Genomic DNA, 12,671 nt, shown 5'->3' with positions numbered 1-12,671 from the left:
GCGTTTCGTGACGATTGGCGTGAATTTTCGGATATTTGATGTGATGATTGGTGAAATTGCCGCGAGTTCGAGGGAAACGTCCGCGCATGCGTGCCGCGAAGGCTGCGGCGCGTGCTGCATCGCGCCGTCGATCTCGAGCCCGATTCCGGGCATGCCGGACGGCAAGCCGGCCGGCGCGCGCTGCGCGCAGTTGCTCGACGGCGAGCGCTGCGCGATCTTCGGCCGGCCCGAACGCCCCGCGTGCTGCGCGGGGCTGCAGCCGAGCGACGAGATGTGCGGCGCGTCGCGCGCGAGCGCGCTCGCGTGGCTAGCCCGGCTCGAAGCCGACACGCGGCCCGCCGCACCGCTTGCCTCAGCAGGAGATTCAGCATGACCCACATGAGCGCGCCGGGCCGGCGCCGCTTCCTGATCGCCGCGTGCGCGGCCGCGGGCGTTACCGTGTCGCTTGCCGCGTGCGCGTCGACGTTTCCGTTCATCCCCGATCACTACACGTTCTCGCAAGGCGACGTGCAGCGCGCGGTCGCCCGCAAGTTCCCATACCAGAAGACGGTCGCGCAGGTGATCGACGTCGCGCTCGCGAATCCGGTCGTCGGGCTGCTGCCGGACCAGAACCGCGTCGCGGTGCGCCTCGATGCGCGCTTCGAGAGCCCGTTCCTGCGCGCGCCCGTCAACGGCAAGTTCACGGTGTCGGGCCAGCTCGCGTACGACGCGCCGAGCCGCTCCGTCGTGCTGAAGGCGCCCGCCGTCGATAGCGTGAACGTCGACGGCGATGCGCAACTGTACACGCAGCAGATCAGCGCGGCGGCGGGCCTGCTCGCGACCCAGTTGCTGACCAACTATCCGATCTACACGTTCAAGCCGGAGCAACTGCAATTTGCCGGCGTGAATTACGAACCCGGTACAATCACAATTCTTACAAACGGCATACGCGTGGCGATCGTCGAGAAATGACGTCGCGCCGCGCGCGGCCGGAGCGGCCGCGGCGGTCTCGTGGCCTCGGTTGATTCACTTCGGAAGCGGGCCACGGATGGACTGGATACTGATTTGCAAAGCGCTGGCGCTCGGCATCGTCGAGGGGCTGACTGAATTCCTGCCGGTATCGAGCACCGGCCACCTGATCGTCGCGGGCAGCTTCCTGCGCTTTCATCCTGAGCAGGCGAAGACATTCGACGTCGTGATCCAGTTCGGCGCGATTCTCGCGGTGTGCTGGGAATATCGCCGCAGGATCGTCGACGTCGTGACCGGGCTGCCCGCGCAGCGCGAAGCCAGGCGGTTCACGATGAACGTCGTGATCGCGACGATCCCGGCGGTCGTGCTCGCGCTGCTGTTCGAGAAAACGATCAAGTCGGTGCTGTTCGCGCCGGTGCCCGTGGCCGTCGCGCTCGTCGTCGGCGGCGCGGTGATCCTGTGGGTGGAGGGGCGGCAGCGCGAGCGGGGCGAGCCGGCGCGCGTGCAGTCGATCGACGCGCTGACGCCGCTCGATGCGCTGAAGGTGGGCCTCGCGCAGTGCTTCGCGTTGATCCCGGGGATGTCGCGATCCGGCTCGACGATCATCGGTGGAATGCTGTTCGGCCTCGAGCGGCGCGTCGCGACCGAATTCTCGTTTTTTCTCGCGATTCCGGTGATCTTCGGCGCGACGCTGTACGAAACCGCGAAGGACTGGCGCGCGTTCAACGTCGATTCGGTCGGGCTGTTTGCGATCGGGCTCGTCGCCGCGTTCGTCAGCGCGTTCGCGTGCGTGCGCTGGCTGCTGCGCTACGTGGCGTCGCACGATTTCACCGTGTTCGCGTGGTATCGGATCGTGTTCGGGCTGTTCGTGCTGCTCGTCGGGTATAGCGGCTGGATCGAGTGGACCTGAAGTCCGGCGTTCCGGCGGCCGTTCTGCTGCGACGCATTGCCCGGATATTCGTCGATCGCGGCGGCGAGTGTGCCGCCGCCGTTGCGGGCTTTCAGTTCGACCGGCGGCCATGCCGGTCGACGCCGCGCCTAGTGCGCGCGGCGTCGCGCGTCAGTTCGCGCGCTTCTTCCTGAACACGAGATCCCATACGCCGTGCCCGAGCCGCAGACCGCGGCGCTCGAACTTCGTCACCGGACGATAGTCGGGGCGGGGCGCAAAGTCTTGCGCGGTGTTTTCGAGCGACGGCTCCGCGCTCAGCACCTCGAGCATCTGCTCCGCGTAGTTCTGCCAATCGGTCGCGCAATGCAGGTACGCGCCCGGCTTGAGCCGGGCCGCGAGCTGCGCGACGAATGCCGGCTGGATCAGCCGGCGCTTGTGATGGCGCGCCTTGTGCCACGGGTCCGGGAAGAAGATGTGCACGCCGTCGAGGCTGCCGGGCGCGATCATGTGCTCGAGCACTTCGACCGCGTCGTGCTGGACGATCCGGATGTTCGACAGTCGCTGCTCGCCGATCAGCTTCAGCAGCGCGCCGACGCCCGGCTCGTGCACCTCGACGCCGATGAAGTCGTCGCCCGGGCGAAGCGCGGCGATCTCGGCCGTCGACGCGCCCATCCCGAAGCCGATCTCGAGCACGCGCGGCGCGCGATGGCCGAAGATCGCGTCCCAGTCCGGCAGTGCGTTGTCGTATGGGACGACGAAGCGCGGGCCGAGCTCGTCGATTGCGCGGCGCTGGCCAGTGGACACGCGGCCGGCGCGCGTGACGAAGCTGCGGATGCGGCGCAGATGAAGCGGGTTCGATTCGTCGTCGGCGTGGCCGGTGGCCTGAGCGGCGTCGGTTGCCGAAGCGGGGGCGGCGTCGTTGGCGTCGTCGTGCGGCACGCCAGGGGCGTTCGGGTCGTCGTGGGTCATCGTGACAATGAAAGGCGAGGGGCGGGCCGGATGCGCGGCGCGCGACGGCGTCGCGTTCGACGGGCCGCCCGTACTGCGTATGAAATACGAAAAAGCCGCCTTCGACGAGGCGGCTTCGCATGCTCCGGCGACGGAGGGCATCCATAGCCGGGGAGGTGGAGCGGGCGATGGGAACATAACGCTGCACCCAATCCATTGATTAAAAAAACAGTTTCTTTCTGTTCGCTCAATGGGGCAAGGCCGTATTATGTACCGGCCGGTCCTTTTTCGGCAAGTCAGGCTGTCTGCTGACATCCATCGACGGCCACTCACTGCGGCCAAGGCTTGCTTGGTCTGCATCTCAGGATGCGGACCGAGAGCAGGTTCTCGCGTTTCATGTCAGCGGCGAATTCAAACTATCGGCATTGCAGCGAATGCAGCTTCAGCTTCGGGGCCGGCTCGCCTTGGACCAGCTCACGGCGTCGGCCCCGGCCGGGATTCGCAGGGGGCTCGACGGATCGTTCGCCGGGCGCCACACCGCTTCGGCCACGTCCTGCGCGTGCGTGATAAGGCTCGCGTACCGTTGCGATCGGGACGAACTCGGGCGCCGCAACGAAGGCCGTGCCGCCGAGATAGCGCAGCGGGTTGGCTACAGTTCCGCCAGCATCTTCGGCGTCGCCTTCACGCGACACGTCGGCCGGCCGCCTATACAGTAGGCGAGCGAGGAGCGGGTGGCCGGGGCCATCCCGCTTACCGCTCGATCTGCCGATTCCAGCGCGTATCCCACTGCGCGCGGCGCGCGTTGATCGCCGTCCAGTCGACCACCGTCACCTTGCGCACGAGATCGTCGACGTTGCCCAGGCTCTGCTGCATCGCCGCCGGCATCTTCGCGAGACGGTTGGTCGGGATCTGCTTGCCGGCTTCGGCGGCCTTCGTCTGTGCCGGCGCGGACAGCAGGAACTGCGCGAGCTTCTGAGCCAACTGCGGATCGGGATTGTTCGCGACCACGCATAGATCGACGAGCAGCAGCACCGGCCCTTCCTTCGGGTTCACATACGCGACCGGAATGCCCTTGTCCTGCAGGTCGCCGACGGCCGTCGGCGTCAGCGGGAACAGCCCGGCTTCACCCGTCTGCACCATCTCCGAGATCTTCGCCGAGTTCGGGATGTATTCGACGACGTTCGGCCCGACCGTGCTCGGCCACTTGCTGAAGCCGGGCTCGACGTTCTGCTCGTTGCCGCCGAGCAGGCGGTTGATCGCGAGAAAGCCGTGCAGCCCGAACGTGCTGCTCGACGCGGACTGGAACACGACCTTGCCCTTGTATTTCGGGTCGGCGAAATCCATCCACGAAGCCGGCGGCGTCCAGCCTTTCTCCGCGAACAACTTCTTGTTGTATGCGATGCCGGTCATGCCGAGTTGCACGCCCGCGCCGACGTCGTCCTTCATCCGCGCGAACGGATACAACTCCTTCAGCGCCGGCGAATCGTCGAGCTTCTGACACACGCCGAGGCTGACCGCGCGCGCCATCACGCCGTCGTCGAGGAACGCGACGTGGATTTGCGGCTTGTTGCGGTTCGCGAGCAGCTTCGCGAGCACGTCCGACGACGTGCCGGGCACGATGACGACCTTTACGTTGTTCGCCTTCTCGAAGTCGGGCAGCACCTGGCTCGTGTAGGCCTTTTCCATCGGTCCGCCGTTCATGCCGACGTAGATCGTCTTCATTTGCGCGAACGCAGGGGCGCTGACGCACGTTACGCAAAGCGCGGCGGCGGCCGCGATCGTCCGGAGCAGTTTCATCGTTGGGTCTCCTCATGAGGGAAAGAGGCGGTCGGCGCGGCTTGCGGCGCAAAGCGGCCGATCGAGAATGCGTCGAGCGGCGTGGCGGTTTCGCCTGTCGTGACGAGATCGGCGAGCGCGTCGCCGACGCCCGGCGCGAGCAGGAAGCCGCCGCCAGAAAAGCCGAATGCATGCAGCAGGCGCGGCGTCGTGCCGCTCGCGCCGATGATCGGGTTGTGATCGGGCGTGCAGCCTTCGACGCCGCTCCACGTGCGGATCAGCAGCGCGTCGCGTAGCGCGGGCAGCAGCGCGCACGCGTCGCGCATCACGGCGCGCGTCGTGTCGACCGACGGCTGGCCGAATTCGCCGTCGCCGCGTCCGCGTCCGCCGCCGATCACGCAGTTGCCGCGCGCGACCTGCCGCGCGTAGACGCCGCCGCCGTACACGCCGAGGTTGTGCGCGATGAACGGCGGCAGCGGTTCGGTCACCCACATGTTCGGATAGATCGGCTCCATCGGCACGGCTTCGCCGAAGCGTGCCGCGATCGCGTTCGCCCAGGCGCCGGCCGAGTTGATCAGCCACGTCGCGGTGCACGCGCGGCCGGCCGCATGCAGATGGAAACGTGCGCCGTCGTGCCGGACGTCGTCGACGCTCGTGTGCTCGAACACGTCCGCGCCCGCCGAGCGGGCCGCGCGCGCGAACGCGGGCGATACGACGCGCGGGTTCGCCTGGCCGTCGGTCGCGCACAGCGAGCCGCCGAGCGCCGCGCGGCCGAGCCACGGATAGCGGCGGCGGAACGCGTCGCCGCGCATCACCCGCAGCGGCAGCCCGTGCTCGCCGGCGAGCGTTGCGTACGCGTCGAGCGCGTCGAGGTCGGCGTCGCTGCGCGCGAGCCGCAAGTGGCCCGACACGATGAATTCGCCGTCGATGCCGATCAACTCGGGCAGACGATCCCAGATGCGCCGCGCGCGCAGCGCGAGCGGCAATTGTTCGACCGGGCGGCCCTGGCAGCGCACGCCGCCGTAGTTCACGCCGCTCGCCTGCGCGCCGCAGTCGCGCCGCTCGAACAGCCCGACGCGCAGGCCGCGCCGGGCCAGCGCAAGCGCGGCCGCCGCGCCGACGAGGCCGCCGCCGACGATCGCGACGTCGTAATGCCGGGTCTCACTCATCGCGCGCCTCGTCCGGAATCGCCGCGACGTCGTCGCCCGCGAGCGCGGCCGCGATCGGAAACGGCTTCACGGGCGGCTGCGCGCGCAACCGGCCGACGTCGGCGAGCGGCCGGCCGGTTTCGGCGGCCAGCACGAGCGCGGCCGCGTCGCCGCACATGCGGCCCTGGCAGCGGCCCATCCCGACGCGCGTCAGCGCCTTCAGCCGGTTGAGCTCGGCCGCTTCGCCGCCGCGGATGCAGCGCCGCAGCGCGCCCGCATCGATCTCCTCGCAGCGGCACACGATCGTATCGTCGGGGCAGCGCGCGGCTTCCTCGGCGGGCGGTGCGAACGCCGCTTCGAGGCCCGCGCGGAATGCGCCGATGCGAGCAAGCGTGCGTTCGAGCGTGGCCGCATCGGGTTTGCCGGACAGCGACGGAGACGCAGACGCGATGCCGGCGTCGTCGAGCAACGCGAGCGCCGCGCGCCGGCCCGACGCCTCGGCCGCGTCGGCGCCTGCGATGCCCGCGCCGTCGCCCGCGACATAGACGCCGCGCACCGACGTGCGGCCGGCTGCGTCGCGTTCGGGCAGCCATGCGCGATTGACCGGATCGAAACGGAACCGGCAGCCGGCGAGATCGGCGAGTTGCGTTTCCGAACGCAGACCGAAGCCGAGACCGAGCGCATCGCAGTCGAGCACGCGCGGCGGCGCTTCGTTGCCGGACGCGCGCCATGCGAGCCCCGTCACGTGCTGTTCGCCGAGCATGCGTTCGAGCGCGACGCCCGTTTCGATCGCGACACCATGCGCGTGCAGCCAGCCGATGTAATAGAGGCCCTTCGCGAACGTCGACGGCATGCGCAGCAGCGCCGGCGCGGCGGCAGCCTGGCGGCGCAGCGGGCTCGTGTCGAGCACGGCCACGACGTGCGCGCCGGCCTTCGCATACTGATAGGCGACGAGATACAGCAGCGGCCCCGTGCCCGCGAACACGATGCGCTGGCCGATCGCGCAGCCCTGCGCCTTCAGCGCGACCTGCGCGCCGCCGAGCGTGTAGACGCCCGCGAGCGTCCAGCCCGGCACGGGCAGCATGCGGTCGGTCGCGCCGCTCGCGACGATCAGGTGCGAGAACGGCACGGTCACTTCGTGGCCGTCCTGCAGCGTGTCGACGCGGCCCGCGCCGCATGCCCACGCGAGCGTGTCCGGCCGATAGTCGACGTGCGGCAGCAGCGCGGCCATCGTCCGGTGCACCGCATCGGCCTTCGCGGCTTCGAAGCCGTACAGCGTGCGCTTGCTGCGCGCGAAGCCGCCGTCGGCAGGCGGTTGACGGTAGATCTGGCCGCCCCAGCACGCGTTCTCGTCGATGACGACAGGGCGCAGCCCCGCGTCGACGAGCGCCTCCGCCGCGCGCACGCCGGCCGGCCCCGCGCCGACGATCACCGGTTGCAGCGCGTCGTTCATCGCGCGTCTCCGGTGATGGGCGGCCGCGCGCCGGTGAGAATCCGCATGCCGTCGGCGATCGGCGTCGAACAGGCGCGCACGCGCGCGCCCGCCTCGGTGCGCACCCAGCAGTCCTGGCATGCGCCGATCAGGCAGAAGCCCGCGCGCGGCTGGCCGCCGAATTCGCTCACGCGCACGCGGCGCTGCGTGACGAGGATCGCGGTGAGCACGGTGTCGCCGGCGAGCGCGTGCGCGGGGCGGCCGTCGAGCGTGAACGCGACGTGCGCACGCTCGCGCTCGGCGATGCGCACGAACTGCGCGCCGTCGGCCGTGGCTTCGGACGTGGTGGAACGGGAAACGGGAGTCGACATCAATGTTGACCGATCAGGATGCGGTTCAGGCCGTACACGCGATCGAGCAGCAGCATCGCGCCGGCGGTGATGAAGATGACGAGCGCCGACACCGACGCCATCATCGGGTCGATCGACTCGGTCGCATACATGTACATGCGCACGGGCAGCGTGACCGTTTGCGGCGACGTGATGAAGATCGACATCGTCAGTTCGTCGAAGCTGTTGATGAACGCGAGCAGCCAGCCGCCCGTGATGCCGGGCACGATCATCGGCAGCGTGATGCGGCGCAACGTCGTCCACGGGTCCGCGCCGAGCGAGCAGGCGGCCTGCTCGACGCTGCGGTCGAGGCCCGCGACGGACGCGAGCACGAGCCGCATCACGAACGGCGTGATCACGATCATGTGCGCGAGCACGAGCCACGCGAACGAGCCGGTCGCGCCGATCAGCGCGAAGAAGCGCAGCAGCGCGATGCCGAGCACGAGGCCGGGGATCACGAGCGGCGACAGCAGCAGGCCGTTCAGGAATGCGCGGCCGGCAAACGTCGCGCGGCCGATCGCAAGGCCGGCGGGCAATGCGATCGCGAGCGACAGCGTCGCCGATGCGAACGCGAGCTTCACGCTGTTGACGAACGCGGTGACGAAGTCGGGGTAGTCGAGGATCGCGCGGAACCAGCGCAGCGACAGCCCGTGCGTGGGCAGCGTCAGCGTTTCGTCGGGCGTGAACGCGACGAGCACGACGATCGCGAGCGGCGCGAGCACGAACGCCATCACGAGCGTGTGGAACGCGAGGGCGAAGGGGCCGTTCTTGTTCATCGGGAGGCGCCTCCGAGGCTGCGCGCGTAGCGGCGTTCGAGCACGCGGTAGTAGGTGAGCATCACGATGAGGTTAGCCACCAGCAGCAGCACCGCGATCGTCGCGCCGAGCGGCCAGTTCAGCGAGCCGAGGAATTCGTCGTAGACGGCCGTGGCGGCGACCTTCAGCCGGCGCCCGCCGAGCAGGCCGGGGATCGCGAACGCACTTGCCGACAGCCCGAACACCATCAGGCTGCCCGACAGCACGCCCGGCACGAGCTGCGGCAGCACGCTGCGGCGCAGCGTCGTGAACGGCGACGCGCCGAGCGACAGCGCCGCGTGCTCGGTCTGCGGATCGAGGCGCTGCAGCGCGGTCCATACGGGAATCACCATGAACGGCAGCATGACATGCACGAGCGCGATCACGATCGCGAAGGTCGTGTATTCGAGCTTGTACGGCCCAAGGCCGGCAAGCCCGAGCGCCTGGTTCACGAGCCCGTTCGTATTCAGCAGCATGCTCCAGCCGAATGCGCGCACGACGACCGACACGAGCAGCGGCGCGAGGATCGCGAGCAGGAACAGCGAGCGCCACGGGTCGCGCATTTTCGACAGCACCACCGCTTCCGGCATGCCGATCGCGACGCAGATCGCCGTCGTCAGCGCGGCGATGCCGAACGTGCGCGCGAAGATCGTGTGGAAGTAGGACGCGCCGAGCACTTCCGCATAGTTGCGAAGCTGGAACGCGGCGATCGGGCCCGTGGCCGGGTCGAAGCGGTAGAACGTGAGCACGAACGTCATCGCGAGCGGCACGAGCACGAGCGCGGCGAACAGCGCGAACGCGGGCGCGCACATCAGCCACGGCGGCGCATGCGCAGACCCTGTCGCACGCAGTGCGCGCGCGGCGGCGACGCGTGCGGGCACGAGGGCAGGTGCGGCATCCGCGGCGGCGGCCGGGCGCGCAAGGCCGGCCGGCGCGCCTTCGGACGGCAACGGGCGGGAAGGCTGTCGCATTCAGGCCTCCCGGCGCATCACGCGTACCGCGTCGCTGCGCCAGTCGACGCCGACCGGCGCGCCTTCCGCGAGCGGCTCCGCGCCTTCATTCTGGCAGCACACGAGCACCTCACCGAGCGCGCTGTCGACGCGATATAGCCACTGGCTGCCGAGGAAGAAGCGGCTCGTGACGGTCGCCGCGAAGCGGCCCGCGCCTGGCGCGCACAGCCGCAGCTTCTCGGGGCGGATGCACAGCGACACGGCGTCGCCGACGCGCACGTCACGCTCGCGCGGCGGCAGGTGCGCGGTGCGGCCCGTTTCGGCGAGATCGTGCCCGAGGTCGATGCGGATCGCGTCGCCATCGTGCGCGACGACCGTGCCGGGCAGCAGGTTCGCCTTGCCGATGAACTGCGACACGAAATGGTTTTCCGGGCGTTCGTACGCGTGATAAGGCGTGTCGATCTGCGTGATGCGGCCCGCTTCCATCACGACGACGCGGTCGCTGATCGACAGCGCTTCCGACTGGTCGTGCGTGACCATGATCGTCGTCGTGCCGATCTTGCGCTGGATCGCGCGCAGCTCGAACTGCATGTCCTCGCGCAGCTTCGCGTCGAGGTTCGACATCGGTTCGTCGAGCAGCAGCACGGGCGGCTCGATCACGACGGCGCGCGCGATCGCGACGCGCTGCCGCTGGCCGCCCGACAGCTCGCGCGGGAAGCGGTGCGCGAGCGTGTCGAGGCGCACGAGCGCGAGCGCGGCGCGGATGCGCTCGGCGCGCTCGGCCTTGTCGACGCCGCGCATGTCGAGGCCGAAGCCGACGTTCTCCGCGACGCTCATGTGCGGAAACAGCGCGTAGCTCTGGAACACGATGCCGAGCCCGCGGCGGTTCGGCTTCATCCGCGTGATGTCCCGCCCGTCGAGCGCGATGCGCCCGCGCGTCACGTCGACGAAACCGGCGATCATCTGCAGCGTCGTGGTCTTGCCGCAGCCCGAGGGGCCGAGCAGCGATACGAACTCGCCTTTTTCGACCGACAGGTTGACGTCGGCCACGGCGACGAGCTTGCCGAACGATTTCGTCAAGTCGGTTAGCGTGAGAAACGACATGGGGCGCTCCGGATTCGCGCATCGTGTGGCCGATGCGTCGTTGACGCGGACTCTAGCCAGCCATATTTCGGAGCGTCAATTTCGAATTCTGCTGAACGGGAGGAATTTTTGGAAAATTCCGGTGATCGGAATGAAACGGCAAACCGCGTGCGAATCGTTCCGATGAGTGAAGGGCGCAAAGATCCGGAAATGCATGCGTCAATCCCGTGCACACCCGAATGCCCGCGAAATTTCGACGCAGCGAGAATGGCGGCTACTGTATTCCGTTCAACGAAATCGCCGAGGAGCACCCGCATGCAGGAACCTCTTTCGCACGGAATGGCCGCCGCGGCGCGCTTGCCGGGCGACGACGCGCGCGCCGCCGATCCGGCCGGCGCGCCGGGCACCGGCATGCTGCAACGCGCATTCGCGATCCTGCGCGCGTTGGCCGGCATGCAGCAGGATGGCGTGCGCGTCACGCATCTCGCGAAGGCCGTCGGTCTCACGCAAGGCACCGCGCACCGAATCCTGCAATCGCTGATTGCCGAAGGGATGGTCGAGCAGGACGTACAGTCGAAGCTGTACCGGCTGAGCGTCGACTTCTTCGCGCTCGCCGCGCAGGCCGGCAACCCGAGCAGCATGCGCACGCTGTGCCGCCCGGCACTGCTGCGGCTGTGCGCGAGCCTCGGCGAGACGATCTTTCTGCTCGTGAAGAGCGGCTTCGACGCGGTCTGTCTCGACCTGTGCGAAGGGCCGTTCCCGATCCGCTCGTTTACCGGCGACATCGGCGGGCGCATCGCGCTCGGCGTGGGGCAGGGCAGCCTCGCGATCCTCGCGTTCCTGCCCGAAGCCGAGCGCGAGGAAGTGATCCGCTTCAATGTACCGCGCATTCGCGGCTACGGCGTGCTCGACGAGGTGTACCTGCGCACCGAGATCGAACGCGTGAGGCAACTCGGCTATGCGGGCCGCAACAGCGGCGTGCTCGACGGGATGGCCGGCGTCGCGGTGCCGATCCTCGATCGCACCGGCTATCCGATCGGCGCGCTGAGCGTCGGCACGCTCGCGTCGCGCCTCGGCGACGACCGGCTGCCGATGGTCGTCGAACTGCTCAGGCGGCAGACCGATGCGATCGGGCCGTGCACCAATCCGTTCGACGCGGCGCTGCGGTGGCCGATGCATGGGTTGGCGGGGAGCGCGAGGACTTTTGATCGATGAAACAGAACCGAATCCGGGCGCGGCAAAGCTATCCGAGCGCCTTCACTGCCGCGTCGCGGCCCGGCGAGCGGTGCGAGCGTGGCGTTGCTGCACCGGGATCGCTTCGGCGTTCACGGTGAGTTCGCATGCCCCTGCGGCGTGCGCCAGCTACGACCCATGTCAACCGGGGCCGCTTGCATGCCGTGCTTCCACGCGAACTCGCTGCTCGTGGCCGTCACCGCCATGCGGAAAATAACAGCGGGTCTCGCTATCGAAACGTCAGGCGGACGTGCCTAGCAGCAGTTTGGTAAAGCTTCTGGCGGTTGCGTGCAGTCGATCCGGATCGTGGTAAACGCGCTCGATCACGGTAAGCCCTCGCGAGAACACCACGATCATTCGGGCGGCCTGGGCCGGGGGAATGCTTAACGATGACCGAAGCGGCTCGCGCGAGAGAGATTCCGCTATGCGCGTCTCCAACCTATCGAGCAACGTTCGCAAGCACTCTTGAACCACTGGGCTTACCTCGTCACTTTCTCCCGCCATCTTTGTCGTCAGGCATCCGCGTGGGGGAGAACCAATCGACATGTTTCCGATTGCGAAGTCGAAAAAGCGTCGCAAAGCGAGTGATGCGGAGGGCGCATCAAGCGCGGCTTGCGCTTCCGACAAGAAGCATTTCGTGTATCGCTCATAGGCAAGCAGAAAGATTTGCTCTTTCCCACCGTAGGCGTGATAGAGCGAACCGCGCTGGACCTGAGTCGCCTCGGCGAGGTCCGACATGGACGTGGCCTGCCAGCCCTTCTGCCAGAAGACTTCCAGTGCCTTGTCCAACACGGATTCCTCGTCGAACTGCCTGACCATCGCCATGAAAACGATACTCCTCAAAGAGCGGTTAAGGTTCCACTTGCAACGTTCTTTGACAAATGTGTCAACGTTGACAATAATGACATTATAGGACAACGAGAGACGGTCAGGGTCGGACTGTCTTGAGTCCACGACGCGTTCGAAGCCCGCCAAGCGACGTGTCATCGTCCACAAGGGACTTTTACCCGACTTACGCCGCTCGTCATCCAATTGGAACCGTTTTTCTTCGTTTCTCACTTGATAAATAAGGAGTGCTATA

13 protein-coding genes and 2 pseudogenes are annotated in these 12,671 nt (G+C 68.0%); 5 read left to right on the top strand and 10 right to left on the bottom strand.

The window, feature by feature from the left end:
• The first annotated feature begins 43 nt into the window (after window positions 1-43).
• From WS92_RS24550 to WS92_RS24540, 3 genes are all read left to right on the top strand, one after another.
• Window positions 44-373 (top strand): YkgJ family cysteine cluster protein, encoded by a 330-nt coding sequence (locus tag WS92_RS24550; RefSeq protein ID WP_059931351.1) that lies wholly within the window; start codon window positions 44-46, stop codon window positions 371-373.
• Window positions 370-951: a DUF1439 domain-containing protein gene (locus WS92_RS24545; protein WP_015600981.1), complete on the top strand. Its 582-nt coding sequence runs from the start codon at window positions 370-372 to the stop codon at window positions 949-951. The genes WS92_RS24550 and WS92_RS24545 overlap by 4 nt, the downstream gene beginning before the upstream one ends.
• A 76-nt stretch (window positions 952-1,027) precedes the next feature.
• Window positions 1,028-1,858, top strand: a complete 831-nt coding sequence (locus tag WS92_RS24540) for an undecaprenyl-diphosphate phosphatase (protein ID WP_059931354.1) — start codon at window positions 1,028-1,030, stop codon at window positions 1,856-1,858.
• A 150-nt stretch (window positions 1,859-2,008) separates the two neighbouring features.
• Here the strand turns inward: WS92_RS24540 and trmB are convergent, their stop codons facing one another.
• Entirely contained in the window at window positions 2,009-2,806 is a 798-nt protein-coding gene (gene trmB, locus WS92_RS24535; protein WP_059931392.1) for a tRNA (guanosine(46)-N7)-methyltransferase TrmB, read from the bottom strand.
• Between the two features lie 421 nt (window positions 2,807-3,227).
• Window positions 3,228-3,353, bottom strand: a pseudogene (locus tag WS92_RS36815) (short-chain dehydrogenase/reductase); the annotation flags it as partial.
• 28 nt (window positions 3,354-3,381) lie between these two features.
• Between WS92_RS36815 and WS92_RS36810 the strand changes: the two are divergent.
• Window positions 3,382-3,501 (top strand): annotated as a pseudogene (locus WS92_RS36810) (AraC family transcriptional regulator); the annotation flags it as partial.
• Window positions 3,502-3,535: 34 nt separating this feature from the next.
• On the opposite strand, the gene WS92_RS24525 reads toward WS92_RS36810, so the two are convergent.
• Genes WS92_RS24525 through WS92_RS24495 form a run of 7 tightly spaced genes read right to left on the bottom strand, consistent with a single transcriptional unit; the run spans window position 3,536 to window position 10,378 of the window.
• The gene (locus tag WS92_RS24525) at window positions 3,536-4,582 is read right to left on the bottom strand and encodes an ABC transporter substrate-binding protein (protein ID WP_015601726.1); all 1,047 of its coding nucleotides are present in this window, start codon (window positions 4,580-4,582) and stop codon (window positions 3,536-3,538) included.
• Window positions 4,579-5,730, bottom strand: a complete 1,152-nt coding sequence (locus tag WS92_RS24520; RefSeq protein WP_059931358.1) for an NAD(P)/FAD-dependent oxidoreductase — start codon at window positions 5,728-5,730, stop codon at window positions 4,579-4,581. Before WS92_RS24520 ends, WS92_RS24525 begins: the two co-directional genes overlap by 4 nt.
• Window positions 5,723-7,162, bottom strand: coding sequence for an FAD/NAD(P)-dependent oxidoreductase (locus WS92_RS24515; RefSeq protein WP_059931360.1), 1,440 nt, complete (start codon window positions 7,160-7,162; stop codon window positions 5,723-5,725). Before WS92_RS24515 ends, WS92_RS24520 begins: the two co-directional genes overlap by 8 nt.
• Complete coding sequence (locus WS92_RS24510; RefSeq protein ID WP_059931362.1) at window positions 7,159-7,512, bottom strand: (2Fe-2S)-binding protein; 354 nt, start codon at window positions 7,510-7,512, stop codon at window positions 7,159-7,161. Before WS92_RS24510 ends, WS92_RS24515 begins: the two co-directional genes overlap by 4 nt.
• Window positions 7,512-8,306, bottom strand: coding sequence for an ABC transporter permease (locus tag WS92_RS24505; RefSeq protein ID WP_059931364.1), 795 nt, complete (start codon window positions 8,304-8,306; stop codon window positions 7,512-7,514). Before WS92_RS24505 ends, WS92_RS24510 begins: the two co-directional genes overlap by 1 nt.
• Window positions 8,303-9,295, bottom strand: coding sequence for an ABC transporter permease (locus WS92_RS24500; protein WP_059931366.1), 993 nt, complete (start codon window positions 9,293-9,295; stop codon window positions 8,303-8,305). The genes WS92_RS24505 and WS92_RS24500 overlap by 4 nt, the downstream gene beginning before the upstream one ends.
• Window positions 9,296-10,378, bottom strand: a complete 1,083-nt coding sequence (locus WS92_RS24495) for an ABC transporter ATP-binding protein (protein WP_006025556.1) — start codon at window positions 10,376-10,378, stop codon at window positions 9,296-9,298.
• 294 nt (window positions 10,379-10,672) lie between these two features.
• On the opposite strand from WS92_RS24495, the gene WS92_RS24490 reads away from it, so the two are divergent.
• Window positions 10,673-11,572 (top strand): IclR family transcriptional regulator, encoded by a 900-nt coding sequence (locus WS92_RS24490; protein ID WP_059931368.1) that lies wholly within the window; start codon window positions 10,673-10,675, stop codon window positions 11,570-11,572.
• Between the two features lie 258 nt (window positions 11,573-11,830).
• Here the strand turns inward: WS92_RS24490 and WS92_RS24485 are convergent, their stop codons facing one another.
• A complete protein-coding gene (locus WS92_RS24485) occupies window positions 11,831-12,415 on the bottom strand; it encodes a TetR/AcrR family transcriptional regulator (protein ID WP_043282344.1) in 585 nt (194 codons plus the stop codon).
• Between the last annotated feature and the right edge of the window lie 256 nt (window positions 12,416-12,671).

This window comes from Burkholderia sp. MSMB1588 (assembly GCF_001546925.1).
Taxonomy (GTDB): Bacteria; Pseudomonadota; Gammaproteobacteria; order Burkholderiales; family Burkholderiaceae; genus Burkholderia; species Burkholderia humptydooensis.
The sequence above is the reverse complement of the archived record's forward strand: the minus strand, read 5'-3'. Positions and strand labels throughout refer to the sequence as shown.